The sequence below is a fragment of the Staphylococcus sp. HMSC055A09 genome (genome assembly GCF_001809655.1).
In the GTDB taxonomy this organism is placed as follows: Bacteria; Bacillota; Bacilli; order Staphylococcales; family Staphylococcaceae; genus Staphylococcus; species Staphylococcus capitis.
This window is the reverse complement of the sequence record NZ_KV798367.1, coordinates 44,240-60,880: the sequence shown is the minus strand read 5'-3', so window position 1 is coordinate 60,880 and position 16,641 is coordinate 44,240. Positions and strand designations below refer to the sequence as shown.

20 protein-coding genes are annotated in these 16,641 nt (G+C 34.7%); all 20 read right to left on the bottom strand.

The window, feature by feature from the left end; all coding sequences use genetic code 11:
* Positions 1-12: 12 nt before the first annotated feature.
* The 20 genes from murA to HMPREF2642_RS05305 all read right to left on the bottom strand — a co-directional run bounded on the left by murA (position 13) and on the right by HMPREF2642_RS05305 (position 16,624).
* Positions 13-1,278 carry a UDP-N-acetylglucosamine 1-carboxyvinyltransferase gene (gene murA, locus HMPREF2642_RS05400; protein WP_002435807.1) on the bottom strand — a complete coding sequence of 422 codons (1,266 nt, stop codon included), beginning with the start codon at positions 1,276-1,278 and terminating at the stop codon, positions 13-15.
* A 109-nt stretch (positions 1,279-1,387) separates the two neighbouring features.
* Entirely contained in the window at positions 1,388-1,621 is a 234-nt protein-coding gene (locus HMPREF2642_RS05395) for a DUF1146 family protein (RefSeq protein WP_002453705.1), read from the bottom strand.
* Between the two features lie 140 nt (positions 1,622-1,761).
* The gene (locus HMPREF2642_RS05390) at positions 1,762-2,166 is read right to left on the bottom strand and encodes a F0F1 ATP synthase subunit epsilon (RefSeq protein WP_002435826.1); all 405 of its coding nucleotides are present in this window, start codon (positions 2,164-2,166) and stop codon (positions 1,762-1,764) included.
* 19 nt (positions 2,167-2,185) lie between these two features.
* Positions 2,186-3,598, bottom strand: a complete 1,413-nt coding sequence (atpD, locus tag HMPREF2642_RS05385; RefSeq protein WP_070597716.1) for a F0F1 ATP synthase subunit beta — start codon at positions 3,596-3,598, stop codon at positions 2,186-2,188.
* Positions 3,599-3,619: 21 nt separating this feature from the next.
* Positions 3,620-4,486 (bottom strand): ATP synthase F1 subunit gamma, encoded by an 867-nt coding sequence (gene atpG, locus HMPREF2642_RS05380; protein ID WP_002435866.1) that lies wholly within the window; start codon positions 4,484-4,486, stop codon positions 3,620-3,622.
* Positions 4,487-4,567: 81 nt separating this feature from the next.
* Complete coding sequence (atpA, locus tag HMPREF2642_RS05375) at positions 4,568-6,079, bottom strand: F0F1 ATP synthase subunit alpha (RefSeq protein ID WP_002435859.1); 1,512 nt, start codon at positions 6,077-6,079, stop codon at positions 4,568-4,570.
* A 22-nt stretch (positions 6,080-6,101) separates the two neighbouring features.
* Complete coding sequence (locus HMPREF2642_RS05370) at positions 6,102-6,641, bottom strand: F0F1 ATP synthase subunit delta (protein WP_049427279.1); 540 nt, start codon at positions 6,639-6,641, stop codon at positions 6,102-6,104.
* The gene (locus tag HMPREF2642_RS05365; protein WP_002435523.1) at positions 6,641-7,156 is read right to left on the bottom strand and encodes a F0F1 ATP synthase subunit B; all 516 of its coding nucleotides are present in this window, start codon (positions 7,154-7,156) and stop codon (positions 6,641-6,643) included. Before HMPREF2642_RS05365 ends, HMPREF2642_RS05370 begins: the two co-directional genes overlap by 1 nt.
* Before the next feature lie 94 nt (positions 7,157-7,250).
* A complete protein-coding gene (gene atpE, locus HMPREF2642_RS05360) occupies positions 7,251-7,463 on the bottom strand; it encodes a F0F1 ATP synthase subunit C (protein WP_001048816.1) in 213 nt (70 codons plus the stop codon).
* Between the two features lie 44 nt (positions 7,464-7,507).
* Positions 7,508-8,236: a F0F1 ATP synthase subunit A gene (gene atpB, locus HMPREF2642_RS05355; protein ID WP_002453710.1), complete on the bottom strand. Its 729-nt coding sequence runs from the start codon at positions 8,234-8,236 to the stop codon at positions 7,508-7,510.
* Between the two features lie 26 nt (positions 8,237-8,262).
* The gene (locus tag HMPREF2642_RS05350) at positions 8,263-8,613 is read right to left on the bottom strand and encodes an ATP synthase subunit I (protein ID WP_002453711.1); all 351 of its coding nucleotides are present in this window, start codon (positions 8,611-8,613) and stop codon (positions 8,263-8,265) included.
* 164 nt (positions 8,614-8,777) lie between these two features.
* Complete coding sequence (gene wecB, locus HMPREF2642_RS05345; RefSeq protein WP_049427274.1) at positions 8,778-9,911, bottom strand: non-hydrolyzing UDP-N-acetylglucosamine 2-epimerase; 1,134 nt, start codon at positions 9,909-9,911, stop codon at positions 8,778-8,780.
* A 23-nt stretch (positions 9,912-9,934) separates the two neighbouring features.
* A complete protein-coding gene (upp, locus tag HMPREF2642_RS05340; protein WP_002435776.1) occupies positions 9,935-10,564 on the bottom strand; it encodes a uracil phosphoribosyltransferase in 630 nt (209 codons plus the stop codon).
* 28 nt (positions 10,565-10,592) lie between these two features.
* Positions 10,593-11,831 (bottom strand): serine hydroxymethyltransferase, encoded by a 1,239-nt coding sequence (gene glyA, locus HMPREF2642_RS05335; protein WP_002453713.1) that lies wholly within the window; start codon positions 11,829-11,831, stop codon positions 10,593-10,595.
* 25 nt (positions 11,832-11,856) lie between these two features.
* Entirely contained in the window at positions 11,857-12,381 is a 525-nt protein-coding gene (locus tag HMPREF2642_RS05330) for a TIGR01440 family protein (RefSeq protein ID WP_037551281.1), read from the bottom strand.
* A 111-nt stretch (positions 12,382-12,492) separates the two neighbouring features.
* Positions 12,493-12,909, bottom strand: coding sequence for a low molecular weight protein arginine phosphatase (locus tag HMPREF2642_RS05325; RefSeq protein WP_002435769.1), 417 nt, complete (start codon positions 12,907-12,909; stop codon positions 12,493-12,495).
* A complete protein-coding gene (locus HMPREF2642_RS05320) occupies positions 12,906-13,949 on the bottom strand; it encodes an L-threonylcarbamoyladenylate synthase (RefSeq protein ID WP_002435873.1) in 1,044 nt (347 codons plus the stop codon). Before HMPREF2642_RS05320 ends, HMPREF2642_RS05325 begins: the two co-directional genes overlap by 4 nt.
* 176 nt (positions 13,950-14,125) lie before the next feature.
* Positions 14,126-14,962 carry a peptide chain release factor N(5)-glutamine methyltransferase gene (prmC, locus tag HMPREF2642_RS05315; RefSeq protein ID WP_049427271.1) on the bottom strand — a complete coding sequence of 279 codons (837 nt, stop codon included), beginning with the start codon at positions 14,960-14,962 and terminating at the stop codon, positions 14,126-14,128.
* Entirely contained in the window at positions 14,949-16,025 is a 1,077-nt protein-coding gene (gene prfA / locus HMPREF2642_RS05310) for a peptide chain release factor 1 (RefSeq protein WP_002435511.1), read from the bottom strand. Before prfA ends, prmC begins: the two co-directional genes overlap by 14 nt.
* The gene (locus HMPREF2642_RS05305; RefSeq protein ID WP_049427269.1) at positions 16,025-16,624 is read right to left on the bottom strand and encodes a thymidine kinase; all 600 of its coding nucleotides are present in this window, start codon (positions 16,622-16,624) and stop codon (positions 16,025-16,027) included. Before HMPREF2642_RS05305 ends, prfA begins: the two co-directional genes overlap by 1 nt.
* Positions 16,625-16,641: the final 17 nt, after the last annotated feature.

The window sequence follows — 16,641 nt, the reverse complement described above, 5'->3', positions numbered from 1 at the left end:
TTTAAAAATGATTTAATCATTAATACGCTTAATATCTGCACCAAGGTCTTTTAATTTTCCGTGTAAATTTACATAACCTCGATCTAAATGCTTAAGTTCAGTAACTTGTGTAGTACCATCTGCAACTAAACCTGCTAAGATCAATGCTGCTGCAGCTCTTAAATCTGTAGCTTTAACTTGCGCGCCTTGTAATTGACTTTTTCCTTCAATTTTAGCGCTTCTACCTTCAACATTAATATTTGCATTCATTCTTCTAAACTCGGCTACATGCATAAATCTATTTTCAAAGACCGTTTCAGTAATAACTTTATGCCCATTTGCTGTAAGTAATAAAGCCATCATTTGTGATTGCATATCAGTTGGGAAACCTGGATGTGGTAATGTTTTTACATCAACAGGCTTTAAGTCACCTTCAGCAGAAACTTGAATACCGTCTTCTTTGAAGTCTAAATTAACCCCCATCTCTTCAAGTTTATATACTAAGCTTGCCATATGCTCTTTGATGGCACCTCGAACAAAGATATCTCCACGTGTGATTGCACCGGCGATTAATAATGTTCCCGCTTCAATTCTATCTGGAATGATTGAATGTTCTACACCATGTAATTTATCAACACCGTGTATAGTGATTGTATCTGTTCCAGCACCAGTAATTTTACCGCCCATTTCATTAATATAGTTGGCTAAATCTACAATTTCTGGTTCTTTAGCAGCATTTTCAATAATTGATTTACCTGATGCAAGTGAAGCTGCCATGATAATATTTTGTGTTGCTCCTACACTTGGAAAATCTAAATGAATTTGAGTACCTTTTAATCCATTTTTAGCATTAGCATAAATATTACCATTTTCTAAATGAATTTCGGCTCCTAGTGCTTCAAATCCTTTGATATGTTGTTCAATCGGTCTACTACCAATTGCACAACCACCAGGTAACGCTACAATTGCATGTCCGAGTCTAGCAAGTAATGGCCCCATTACTAAAATACTCGCTCTCATTTTACTCACATATTCATATGGAGCCTCTTCATTCAATTTTTGAGTAGCATCAACTTTAACTGCATTTTCTTCTTTATTATATGAAACATCTGCATTAAGTGTTGATAAAACATTATTTATCGTCTCTACATCACTTAAAGCTGGAACGTTAACAAGTTTACTTTGCCCCTCTGAAGCTAATAAAGAAGCTGTTAATACTGGTAATACAGCATTTTTTGCACCTTCAACTTTAACTTCACCTGTTAATCGGTTTCCACCATTTATTACTATTTTATCCATCTTAAATCCTCCACTTATAACTCCTATTACTTATTCATTTCCCTGATTAATAAGTTAATATTCATTTTATAATTATATCCAGTTTTTGATATAAATAACAGTTTTTGAATTACTTTAATAAATACTTAACTTGAGTTGAATATTGTAATAAATCGACAATAAAATTACTTACCGATGTACCTATTAAAATAGCTACAAATATCATACAAATTTGCACTTGTAATGCATAACCTTTTTTAAAAAATTGATCTAATCTAACAGAGTTTAGAGCCCAATAGGCTATACAGATACATATTACATGCAAGATAAGGTGTACAATTGCAAATTGACCAAGATAATCCATGTTCTACTCCTTCGTAAGATTACTGTATAACATTGTACACGAAATAACTTGATAAAGATACTTTAATAATTCCGATTGTGAAATTAAAATATTTAATAAAAAAAGGTTCGAAGCGTATATAACGCCTCGAACCTTTTTTGTTATTTTAATTCAGCCACACGTAAACGGTTATTAGCTCGTTCTAACGCTCTTTTGGCTCTATTAATGTCACTGTTATCATCATCATCTTCTAAATGTGATTCTGCTCTCGACTTAGCCAATTTAGCTCTCTCAACATCGATTTCGCTAGCAGTTTCTGCTGTTTGGACGATAATTGATAATTTATGTTGTCTAACTTCAACAAAACCATCACTAACTGCTACATATTCGTTACCATTATGAAAGTTAACTTTAACATAGCCAGTTTTTAATGCGGCAACTGTTGGAATGTGTCCACTCATGATACCCATTTCACCAGCTGTTGTTTGTAATACAGCTAGTTCTACATCTTCTCGTTCGTAGACAGAACCATTAGGAGTGACAATATTTAGGCTTAATGTATTCATTATCCATACCTCCTAATTATTAGACTTCAACACCCATATCTTTGGCTTTTTCAATTACGTCTTGCATACTACCTACTAAACGGAAAGCATCTTCAGGAATATGATCGTATTTACCATCTAAGATATCTCTGAAATCTGATACTGTTGTTTTAACTGGTACATATGAACCTTTTTGACCAGTGAATTGCTCAGCTACGTGGAAGTTTTGTGATAAGAAGAATTGAATTCTACGAGCACGTTCTACAGTTTGTTTATCTTCATCTGATAACTCATCCATACCAAGAATTGCAATAATATCTTGTAATTCTCTGTATTTTTGTAAAGTAGACTGAACTTCACGAGCTACATCGTAATGGTCTTGACCAACGATTGATGGTTCTAACGCTCTAGAAGTAGAAGCTAATGGATCAACCGCAGGATAAATACCCATTTCAGTTAATTTACGCTCTAAGTTAGTTGTCGCATCTAAGTGAGCGAATGTAGTTGCTGGCGCAGGGTCTGTATAGTCATCGGCTGGAACGAATACCGCCTGAATTGAAGTAACAGAACCTTTATTAGTTGAACTAATACGTTCTTGTAATTGACCCATTTCAGTAGCAAGTGTTGGTTGATAACCAACGGCTGAAGGCATACGTCCAAGTAATGCTGAAACTTCAGAACCTGCTTGTGTGAATCTGAAGATATTATCAATGAATAATAATACGTCTTGGCCTTCTTCATCACGGAAATATTCTGCCATTGTTAAACCTGATAATGCAACACGCATACGAGCACCAGGTGGCTCGTTCATCTGACCGAATACCATCGCTGTTTTCTTAATTACACCACTATCGCTCATTTCATAGTAAAGGTCGTTACCTTCACGTGTACGTTCACCAACACCGGCGAATACTGAAATACCACCATGCTCTTGAGCGATATTATTGATAAGTTCTTGGATTAAAACTGTTTTACCAACACCGGCACCACCGAATAATCCAATTTTACCACCTTTAATGTAAGGTGCTAATAAGTCTACTACTTTGATACCTGTTTCTAAGATTTCTACTTTAGTAGATAATTCATCGAAGCCAGGTGCTTGTTTATGAATAGGATCACGACGTACTGAATCATCAATCTTTTCATCTAAATCGATTGTTTCTCCTAATACGTTAAATACTCTTCCTAAAGTTGCATCACCAACAGGTACGCTAATATCTTTACCTGTATCTTTAACTTCCATACCTCTTTGAACGCCGTCAGTTGAGTCCATTGCGATTGTACGTACTACATCATCACCTAATTGAAGTGCAACTTCTAAAGTTAAATGAAGTGTGCTATCTTCTTTAGGAACTTCGATGTGTAAGGCATTGTTAATATCAGGAACTTCATTATGTTCAAAACGAACATCGATTACTGGACCCATAACTTGAGTTACACGGCCAATTCCCATGTTGATTTCCTCCTTTTAATATTATTCAAGAGCTGCTGAACCACCAACAATTTCAGTGATTTGTTGAGTGATCGCTGCTTGTCTCGCTCTATTATATTCTAATGATAAATCATCAATAAGTTCAGTCGCATTATCAGAAGCATTTTTCATTGCAGTCATACGTGAAGCATGTTCACTTGCTTTAGCATCTAAAATAGTTCCATAGATTAAGCTTTCGACATACTGCGGTAGAATAACACTTAAAATAGATTCTTTGTCAGGTTCAAATTCGTAAGATGACATTTGACCATGACCTTGGCTAGAATCTTCTTGAGATAATGGTAATACTTGCTTAGTTGTTGGTTTATTTTCAAGAACACTAACATAGTGACTATAATAAATTGTCAATTCATCAATATTTTCTTCGCTATATAAATCAATTGCGTGCTTAGCAATCGCTTGAACTGATTTAAATGAAGGTTGATCCGGAAGGTCAACTAAAGAACTTTCGATTTCATAACCTCTATTATTAAAGAAATCAACACCTTGTTGACCTAAAACAATAATACTGTATTCACTACTGTCATTATGTTTCGCTTTAATATCATTCACTAAACGTTTTAATACATTTGTACTATAAGCACCTGCAAGTCCTTTATCACTAGTAATGATTAAATAACCACTACGTTTTACATCTCTAGCTTTAAGCATAGGATGGTTAGAAGAACTATTAGCACCTGCTACTGCAGTAATAGCATCTTGCATTTTTTCCATATAAGGTCTGAACTGCTTCGTATTCTTTTCTGCTCTACGCAATTTAGAACTAGAAACCATGTTCATCGCCTTAGTGATTTGCTTCATCTTTTTAGTCGATTTTATTCGATTATCAATCTCTTTTAGAGAGCCCATTATCTCACCACCTTTTTTAATTAGAGTATTAACGTTGAAAATGTACTCTCATATTTGCAGTTACAATTTTTCAATTAAGAATTATTGTTCTGATTTACTAAAACCTTTTTTGAATTCTGTAATAGCAGAATCAAATTTATCAGCATCTGGTAATGCACCAGTTTCTCTGATTTCATTTAATAAGTCAGTTGCATTTGCATCTGCCCAGTGGTTTAATTCGTCTTCAAATCGAGTAATATCTTCTACTGGAATATCATCTAAATAACCTTTAGTTAATGCATAAATTGTTAAAACTTGATATTCAACTGGTAGAGGGTGGTTTTGGTCTTGTTTTAATACTTCAACAGTACGTTTACCACGTTCTAATTTTTGAGCAGTAAATTCATCTAAATCAGAACCGAATTGTGCGAATGATTCTAACTCACGATAAGAAGCTAAGTCTAAACGTAGCGTACCAGCTACTTTCTTCATAGCTTTAATTTGAGCAGAACCACCAACACGAGATACTGATTGTCCAGCATTAATAGCTGGTCTTACACCAGAGAAGAATAAATCTGATTGTAAGAAAATTTGTCCATCAGTAATTGAAATAACGTTTGTTGGGACATAAGCTGAAATGTCACCAGCTTGCGTTTCAATAATAGGTAAAGCAGTGATTGAACCGCCACCCAATTCATCATTAAGCTTCGCTGCTCTTTCTAATAATCTACTATGTAAGTAGAAAACGTCACCTGGGTAAGCTTCACGACCTGGTGGTCTACGTAATAATAATGATAATTCACGATAAGCTGCTGCTTGTTTAGTTAAATCATCATATACGATAAGAACATGTTTACCATTAAACATGAATTCTTCACCCATAGTTACACCTGAATATGGTGCGATATAAAGTAATGGTGCTGGATCAGCTGCAGAAGCAGAAACAACGATTGTGTAATCTAAAGCGCCTGCTTGTCTTAATTTCTCAACATTTGCACGTACTGTTGAATCTTTTTGACCAATAGCTACGTAAATACAAATTGTATCTTGATCTTTTTGGTTCAAGATTGAATCGATAGCAACAGTTGTTTTACCAGTTTGACGGTCACCAATGATTAACTCACGTTGACCACGACCAATTGGTACTAAAGCGTCAATTGCTTTGATACCTGTTTGTAATGGTTCATCAACTGATTTACGATCCATAACACCAGTTGCTTTTTTCTCAACTGGACGTGTTTTAGTTGCATTGATAGGACCTTGTCCATCAATAGGTTGACCAAGTGGATTAACGACTCTTCCAATTAATTCGTCTCCAACTGGTACTTCCATAATACGGCCTGTACGTTTAACTTCGTCACCTTCACTAATATCGTTGTATGGTCCTAAAATAACCACACCAACATTTGATTCTTCAAGGTTTTGTGCTAAACCTAATACGCCGTTGTGGAATTCTACTAGCTCACCAGCCATAACGTCGTTTAATCCGTGAATTAATGCGATACCGTCACCAATTTGAAGTACAGTACCAACATCAGTTACGGACATTTCAGACTCATAATTTTCAATCTGTGAGCGAAGTAATGCACTGATTTCTTCAGCTTTGATGGCCATCTATGTCACTCCTCTTTAAATATTAATTAGCTCTTTCAAATTTTCTTTGTAATTGAACAAGGTCATTCTTAACACTACCATCCATAACAGTTGTGCCGACCTTAACTCTAAATCCACCAATTAAATCTGGATTGATTTTAGTGCTAACAATTACTCTAGATAAATGTGTTTGATCTTTAATCAATTGTTCTATCCTTGCTAATTCATCTTCATTTAATTCATAAGTAGATTCTACAATTGCAAAGTCTTGGTTATGATGCGCATTATATAAACTTTGAAAAGCTCTAAATACATCTTCAATTAATGATAAATGACGATTATCAGCTAAAACTTTTAGCGTATTAACGACGTATTGATTTGCACCACTATATACTTCATTAACGAATGATTTACGCTCATCTGCTGTTAATGAAGGATTACTATCAATTGCTTTTAAACTTTTATTATAGTCGAAAGATGAATGGCTGATTGTTTCTAAATCTTCATAAACTACATCTAATTGATTTGTATCATTAGAGACATCAAATAATGCTTTGGCATATTTATTTGCTACCTTTACCATTATTTATCCCCTGCCTCTTTTAAATACTTTTCAACTAAATCTTTTTGATCTTGCTCTGAAATTTCTTTTCTAAGAACTTTAGATGCGATTAATACTGATAGTTCAGATACTTGATTATTAATATCAGCAAGTGCACGTTCTTTTTCACTGTTAATTTCACTTTGAGCAGTCTCAATCATGCCGTTAGCTCTTACATTAGCTTCATGAATAATTTCTTCATGTTGCTTACGTGCTTGAACCTTAGCATCGTCTAAGATTCTTTGAACTTCATCTTGAGTTTCTTTAAGTGTCTTTCTGTTTTCTTCTTCAAGTTTTTGAGCGTTAATTTTAGCTTGTTCAGCATCATCAATATCTTTATTGATGTCTCGCTCACGTTTGTCCATTACTTCTTTTAATGGACCCCAAGCAAATTTCTTCAATAGCGCAAGAAGAATTACGAATGTGACAAGTGTAACAATTGTTGTTCCCCATTCGACTCCTGCACCTAAAACGAACATATTAGCTGTTGCAGTCACGGGCTCATGACACTCCTTTCGTAGATATAATCACTAAGCTATAAAAAACAAAACGAACGGCGATAGCCTTGTACAGGCCTCGCCTTAATATGTCTTATCCAGCAAATGTCATGAACGCAATTACAACACCAATGATAGGTAAAGCCTCAACTAAACCAACACCAATGAACATAATACCCATTAATTGACCACGTGCTTCTGGTTGACGTGCTACACCTTCAACTGTTCTAGATACGATAAGACCGTTACCGATACCTGCACCTAATGCTGATAAACCAATTGCGATTGCCGCTGCGATTAAATTCATAATAAATTTTCCTCCTAAGAATTGTATATAATTATTAAATTAATTTAGTGTCCATCTGCCACTTTATGTGACATATAAACCATTGAAAGCATGATGAAGATATACGCTTGGATTGAACCAACGAATATTGAGAACGCTTGCCAAACGATTAATCCTGGAATACTTATAATCCAACCCCATGCTGGTTGTTGGAAAAGTAAACTTGCTAGTAAACCAAGTAATAATTCACCAGCAAAGATATTACCGTATAGTCGTAAACCTAAAGTTAATGTAGATGTAAACTCCTCAAATACATTAATGATTGCAAGTGGCCAGAAAGGTTTAAAGTATCCGGCTGCATATGCTTTAGGCCCACGCATTTTAATACCGTAATAATGCGTTAGTAGAATCATAGTTGTAGATAACGTAAGAGTTACCGTTGCGTCTGCTGTCGGTGATTTCCACCATAGATAGTGATCTTTAGTAACAATAGCAAACGGTAAACCAAGCATATTGGCTACAAAGATGAACAAAATTAATGTCACTGCTAAGAAGTGAAAGTTTCCACCTTTTTTCCAAGCCATGTTACTTTCTATGATGCCTCTTACAAAATCAAATACCCATTCAATGAAGTTTTGCTTTCCAGTTGGTCGTTTTTTAAGATTACGCGTGCATATTAAAGCTATGATAAAAACTAAAATCGCCGTAATGAGCACCATCATAACACTTGCCATGTTAAAGACAATATCGAATCCAAACACGTTCCAACTGACGAGTGGGGATTTGTGATCCATAAACTCACCTCTTTCTTATTTAATTTTTACTCCCTTTTAAGTAGAGGGCGCAATATGATTACAATATAAGAAATCATTAAACCAATTAATACACCTATGATATTGATGTGGTCTTTGAAGAAAAACCATAACAAACACGCAATGATTGCTACAAGATATCTCCATATATTGCCCGTTGAAATATGTATAGCATCTTGTTGTTGTGCCTTTGCTAAATAACTTTCAAAGATGTATGTATTAACCAAAGAACCACATGTTCCTATCATTAATCCTAAAATAAAAGGTCGGGGTATAATTAGATACAATATTCCTAATACTATTAAGAGATAAAGATAATATTGGATATATTGTTTAAAAATGATGTAGAAACGACTCATCTATATGCCTCCGAGTGTCTTATACCAATCATGTAAACCGTTCCACTCATACAATCTAAATGATAATATAGCCTATTGTATGGTGTCAATTCTATTCAAAGTCTTGTTAAAATTTACGGCATTTTTGTCACAAAATATTCACAAAAAGTAACGTAACAAACTTTTTATTTTTCAAAATGATTGGGTTTATCACTAATTAATCCAAAATAATATTTAATATGATTTACTATCCTATTACTTGCATTCCCATCTCCATAGGGATTGTTTGCTTCACTCATATGTTTATAAAGCTGTTTATCGTCTAAAAGACGCTTAGTTTCCTCATAAACAGAGTCCTCATTAGTACCAATAACCCTTAAAGTACCTGCTTCTACCCCTTCAGGTCTCTCTGTACTATCTCTCAATACGAGTACAGGTTTATGTAGAGATGGAGCTTCTTCTTGTATTCCTCCAGAATCAGTCATAATTAGGTAAGCGTGCTTAGCAAAATTATGAAAGTCTATCACATCTAAAGGTTCAATTAACTCTATACGATCATGGTGACCTAAATACGCTTCAGCGAGTTCTCTAACTCTCGGATTCATGTGAACTGGATATACTAATGCTAAATCTTCATACTGATCAATTAATTTTCTAACTGCCTTAAACACGTTAATCATAGGTTGACCTATATTTTCCCTTCTATGAGCAGTTAATAAAATAAATTTCTTGTTACGATGTTTATCGATGATTTGAGAAGTATAATTATCATTAATTGTATAGTTCATAGCATCAATCGCTGTATTACCAGTTATTACCACATTGTTAGATGATTTGCCTTCATCAAGCAAATTCTTAGCTGCATTAAAAGTTGGGGCAAAATGCAAGTCTGCCATTACCCCAACCATTTGTCTATTCATCTCCTCAGGAAAAGGAGAATACTTATCATAACTTCTTAACCCAGCTTCAACATGACCAATAGGTAATTGATTATAAAAAGCTGCTAGTGACCCAGAAAACGTAGTAACTGTATCACCATGTACTAGTACCATATCTGGTGATTCTTTTTTAATTACTTCTTCTAAAAGAACCATCGATTTTGATGTAATATCAGACAAAGTCTGCCCAGATTTCATAATATTCAAATCATGACAAGGTGTTATATCAAATGTATTTAATACTGAATCAAGCATTTCCCTATGTTGAGCTGTAACAACAACGACGGGTTCTAATTCAGCATCTTTTTCTAATGCTTTTACTAGTGGTGCCATTTTAATAGCTTCAGGTCTTGTCCCGAAGATGGTCATAATTTTTTTCATCAAACTATCTGTCTCCGAATCTATTATTTAGTACCAAATAATCTGTCACCAGCATCCCCTAATCCAGGTGTGATGTAAGCTTTGTCATTTAATTTTTCATCAAGTGTCGCGATATAAATATCTACGTCTGGGTGAGCTTCTTGCATCTTTTCCACACCTTCTGGTGCAGCAATTAAGCACATAAAACGAATATTTTTCGCACCACGATTTTTCAGTGATGAAATGGCTTCTATTGCTGAAGCACCAGTCGCTAACATAGGGTCTACAACGATAATTTGTCTTTCATCGATATCTTGAGGTAGTTTAGCAAAGTACTCTACTGCTTTAAGTGTTTCTGGATCTCTATATAAGCCAATGTGACCTACTCTTGCTGAAGGAACTAAACTTAAAACACCATCAGTCATTCCTAATCCTGCTCTTAAAATTGGTACTATAGCTAATTTTTTACCCGCTAGTCGTTTAGCTGTCATTTTAGTTACAGGTGTTTGAATTTCAACATCTTGTAATTCTAAATCTCTAGTCACTTCATAAGCCATTAACATACCTACTTCATCAACTAGTTCTCTAAACTCTTTTGTACCGGTATGAGCATCTCTAATATAACTTAGTTTATGCTGTATTAAAGGATGATCGAAAACATGTACTTTACTCATTTATAATTTCCTCCAATGTGTTTCTCTATTATTCATATAATGGATATTTTGAAGTAAGGGCGTGCACTCTTTCTTTAGCTTCATTAAGTTTAGCTTCATCGTCAGTATGTTTTAAAGCTAAGCTAATAATTTTTGCCACTTCCTCGAATGCTGATTCATCGAATCCACGTGTAGTTGCAGCTGGTGTGCCTAACCTAATTCCACTTGTAACGAATGGTTTTTCTTGATCGAAAGGAATTGTGTTTTTATTACAAGTAATACCTACTTTATCAAGAGTTTCTTCAGCGACTTTACCAGTAATCTCAATAGAACCTTTAACATCAACTGCAACTAAATGATTATCAGTACCACCTGAAACCACTCTGAATCCTTCATCAATTAATGTTTGAGCTAAAACTTGAGCATTTTTAATCACTTGTTGTTGATACGATTTGAAGTCACTGTGTAATGCTTCTCCAAATGCTACTGCTTTCGCTGCAATTACGTGTTCTAGTGGGCCACCTTGAATTCCAGGGAAAATTGTCTTATCAATTTCTTTTTTATATTCTTCTTTACATAAAATCATACCTCCACGAGGGCCACGTAAAGTTTTATGTGTAGTAGTAGTGACAAAATCAGCATATTCAACAGGATTTGGATGTAAACCAGCTGCAACTAATCCAGCAATGTGAGCCATATCCACCATTAATTTAGCACCTACTTCATCTGCAATTTCTTTGAACTTTTTAAAATCAATAGTTCTAGAATAAGCAGAGGCACCCGCTACAATTAATTTAGGTTTATGTTCTAGTGCAAGTTTGCGTACTTCATCATAGTTAATTAATTCCGTTTCTTTATCAACTCCGTATTCAACGAAATTATAAAACTTACCACTAAAGTTAACTGGAGATCCATGAGTTAAATGTCCCCCATGACTTAAGTTCATACCTAGAACAGTATCTCCCATCTCAAGAGCAACTAAATAAACAGCCATGTTGGCTTGTGAACCAGAGTGAGGTTGTACATTAACATGTTCAGCGCCAAAAAGTGCTTTAGCACGATCAATTGCTACTGTTTCAGAAACATCAACATATTCACAACCACCATAATAACGACGGCCTGGATAACCTTCGGCATACTTATTAGTCAATACTGAACCTTGAGCTTCCATAACAGCTTCAGACACAAAATTCTCAGATGCAATTAATTCGATATTACTATTTTGACGGTCATACTCCTTTTGAATTGCTTCAAAAATCACTTTATCCTGTTTTTCAATGTAAGACATAAATAATTCCCCTTCTTTCATTAAATTATTGATATTTAGCACGTTCGCCACCAATTTTCTTAGGTCGTGATGTCGCTATGGTAACGATAGCTTCTCCAACTTGTTTAACGCTTGTTCTGACTGGAACACATACATGCTTGATATGCATACCAATTAATGTTTGGCCAATGTCAATACCTTTAGGTACACTGATATGTTCTACAACCATTGGATCATCCATATGTTGGTAGGCATACGTTGATAAACTACCACCTGCATGTACATCTGGAACTACATTTACCTCTTCCATAGACAGTGGGTTAAAATCTGCTCTTTCAATCGTGATTGCTCTATTAATATGTTCACATCCTTGAAAGACAAATGACACACCTGTATCCTCTTCAATTTGTTTCAAAGCATCAAAAATCTCTTTAGCTATCTCTAATGATCCAACTGAACCAATTCGTTCGCCAATGACCTCAGATGTTGAACAACCGACAATACACAATTCGCCTTTCTTAAAGAATGACATATCTTTTAATTCAATAAGTAGCTTTTGTAAATCACGCAATGAAACCCACCCCTTTGAATATAATAAAAAGGAACATAGCAAACTTGCTATACCCCTTTATTATAACTTATTTAAAGCTTAACATATACTAATTATATATAATTTACTCTGTTATCGATTCATTTCAATTTTTTTCAATAAATCGTAGATATTTTGAAAAGTTTTTTCATATACTTCAAAAGAACATCCAAATGGGTCTTCTATATGCCCCTCAATACCTGCATACTCATTTATCGTGTACACATTTGAATATTGACCGTATTGAGACTTAATTAAATCTTTATGTGAAGGAGACATTGTGAGAATTAAATCTGCTTCTAAATCTTCCAAAGTAAATTGTTGAGCATTTGAAGGCTTAGGTAGATGATGGCTATGAATCAATTGTAATGATTCTTTAGAGATTTTTTGTCCTTCCATAGCAAATAAACCACGTGATTGAATGTCATCGTTTGGCAACAATTTCTTAGCAATACTTTCAGCTAACGGACTTCTACACGTATTACCTGTACAAACAAATATTAATTTCATAATTCGTCACCTTCTATCACTTCATTACCTGCTGCTTTCAACATTCTATTCATAATCGCTTCAGACTGATCCTTTTTTTCAAAACTATAAATATAAGCGTGTTTAATATCATTAGAGCTATCTATAGAGTGCAATACACTATATAAATTATGGTTTGCCCCTTTAATATCTTGCTCATCATCACATAGTGGAATAAATTGAGCATTCTCAGGCAATAAATATTTCATACTAATAGGAAAAATAAATACTACATCATTCCATTTTTCATTATTATCAATTTTGTGAGTTAAATTTTCAACAATTGTTAGTGGCGTATCTGGCGAATAATGTTTATATTTCATCCCAGGAGCAATAGGTTTGTCCTTTTCAAAATAATTAGCCTTTTGAATACTCCCCGGTAAAACTTGTTCTATCATTGAAGTGGTTATAGAACCTGGGCGTGCTATTCTAAAAGGATATTGAGTACAATCTAACACTGTACTCTCAAGACCTTCTTCACTTTGATCTCCATTAACAATTCCGTCCACTTTTCCGTTTAAATCCTGAAAAACATGATCAAACTTTGTAGGTGAAGGTCTACCACTTAAATTGGCACTTGGTGCAGCTATAGGTTCGTCAATATATTGAAGTAACGCCCGCCCTATTTTATGACTTGGCATACGAACTGCAATAGAGTTTAATCCACCTGTCACTTTTTCACATAAATAACCTGTTTTAAGAGGTAAAATAAATGAAATTGGTCCAGGCCAAAAGGCATCCATTAATTTTGAAACACGTTCATCAATTCCATCTACAAACTCTTCAAGTTGCTCCCTTTGATGTATATGAACGATTAAAGGATTATCAGAAGGACGTCCTTTAGCTTCATATATTTTTCTTACCGCATGTTCATTTCTTGCGTTCGCACCAAGCCCATAAACTGTCTCTGTAGGAATCGCTACTAATCCACCATTTAATAATGTCTCTTTAATCTCGTTTAACTTAGGATATTTAACTACATTCTCTTCATATTTTCTAAGATCCCATATTTGAGTATTCACCATTTTCACCTCTTTCTTATCTATATTATGAATTTAAAAAGAGTGGAACTCAATTCAGTTCATTATTGTTGAAGTTGAAGTTCCACCCATTCATTTTTAATTATGTTTAAAACTTAATCCGCATATAAAGATACATTTAATTTCACAAAAAAACGCATTATAATCTCATAAATTCTTTACCATTTGAATGACACGATGCGTTCATTACCATTAATATCTCTAATAACTTTGACTAACTTGTTAGGATACATAGAATTAATTAATGCTTTTAGTTGGTTGCCTTGATTATATCCAATTTCAAACACGACATGTCCTTGTTCTTTCATTACTTGTGGTAAATCTTTTAAAATACCCTCATAGATGGCGTAGCCTTCATTTTCAGCAAACAGAGCATGGTGAGGCTCATATTTAAGTACAGTATCATCCATATCTCTTGCTTCACCTTCATCAATATAAGGTGGATTAGAAATTAATCCGTCAACTTTAATATTATTATCAATTAGAGGTTTCAATGCGTCTCCTTGTAGAAATTGAATTTCTTGCTGATGTAATGTTGCATTATTGCGTGCAACATTCAGTGTATCTTCATATAAATCTGTAGCGAGAACGTTTAAATCTGGCTTAAGCAACTTAAGTGTAATAGCAATCGCACCGCTTCCTGTACCAATATCGGCAACTGTATCTTGATGATGACATTGATTTAGAAAATGAAGCATCACTTCTTCAGTTTCAGGACGAGGGATTAGACAATTATTATCTACCTCGAAGGTATAGCCGTAAAAAGATTGAAAGCCTACGATATATTGAATAGGTTCACCACTCAACATTCTATGTAGAGCTAGGTCAAATTTTGCTAAATCAGCTTGTGACATCTGTTCTTCACGATGGATAAGATAGTCTGTTCGTGACCATTTAAAAAGGTCCAACAGTAGCCATTCTGCCCTAGTCTGCTCATACCCTTTATCTAATGTTAATTGAATAGCCTCTTGAAGTTTATCTTTATAGTTCACCATTATTAAGTTCTTTCAATTTCTCAGTTTGTTCAGATAGAGTAAGTGCGTCTATGATTTCATCTAAATTACCTTCCATAATCTGACCAAGTTTTTGTAGCGTTAAGCCAATTCTATGATCAGTCACACGACTTTGTGGATAGTTATATGTTCTGATACGTTCTGAACGGTCACCTGTACCTACAGCAGATTTTCTTTGTGACGCATATTTTTGTTGTTCTTCTTGTAACTTCATATCGTATAAACGTGCTTTTAAGACTTTCATCGCTTTCTCACGGTTTTGAATTTGTGATTTTTCTGATGACGTTGCAATAACACCAGTAGGTAAGTGGGTAATACGCACTGCTGAGTCAGTTGTGTTAACGTGTTGACCACCCGCACCACTTGAACGGTACGTGTCAATTTTTAGATCTTCGTTACGAATTTCAATCTCAACATCTTCTACTTCTGGCAATACAGCTACTGTTGCCGTAGAAGTATGTATACGGCCACCTGATTCAGTTTCTGGTACACGTTGAACTCGGTGAGCACCGTTTTCAAATTTTAATTTACTATAGGCTCCACTACCTGATACTGAAAAACTAATTTCCTTATAACCACCATGGTCACTTTCAGAAGCTTCAACAATTTCAGTTTTAAAACCATATGCTTCGGCATATTTAGAATACATTCTCATCAAGTCCCCAGCAAATATGGCCGCTTCGTCACCACCTGCAGCTGCTCGGATTTCAACGATAACGTCTTTTTCATCATTTGGGTCTTTAGGAATTAATAAGATTTTAAGTTCTTCTTCCATTTCAGGTAATTCAGCTTTTAAAGACGCACTTTCTTCTTTAAGCATATCCACTTCTTCTTTATCTGAAGTTTCTTTTAACATTTCTTCAATATCTTCAAGTTCTTCTTTTTTAGATTTATAACTACGATAAACTTCAACAGTTTTTTGTAAATCAGCTTGTTCTTTTGAATATTTTCTAAGTTTATCTGAATCATTCACGACATCAGGGTCGCTTAACATCTCATTTAATTGTTCATATCGTTCCTCTACTATATCTAATTGATCAAACACTACATTTCCTCCTTCTCATTTTCACTTGGAGCCACAATATGATGTGCTCTACAACGTGGTTCGTAACTTTCATTCGCACCAACTAATATAATTGGGTCATCTATTTTAGCTGGCTCTCCATTGATTAATCTTTGTGTACGGCTAGAAGGTGACCCACAAACAGCACAAACTGCCTGTAATTTAGTCACTTGTTCACTAACAGCTAATAATTTCGGCATAGGTTCAAAAGGTTCTCCCCTAAAATCCATATCTAAACCTGCAACAACAACTCTGTGACCATTTTTAGCCAGTTGTTCTACAATATTTACTATTTCACCATCAAAAAACTGCACTTCATCTATTCCGATAACGTCTACATTGTCTAAATCTTGGTTTAAAATTTCTCTTGACGTAGAAATATTTATCGCTTCAATTTCATTACCATCGTGTGAGACGACCTTTTCTTTATGGTAACGATCATCAATAGCTGGCTTAAAAACAATGACTTTCTGTTTCGCGTAAATCCCTCGTCTTAAACGACGAATCAACTCTTCTGATTTACCACTAAACATACTTCCAGTAATTGTTTCAATCCATCCGGAATGGTACATTTCATACATTGAGAGTTCCACCTTTT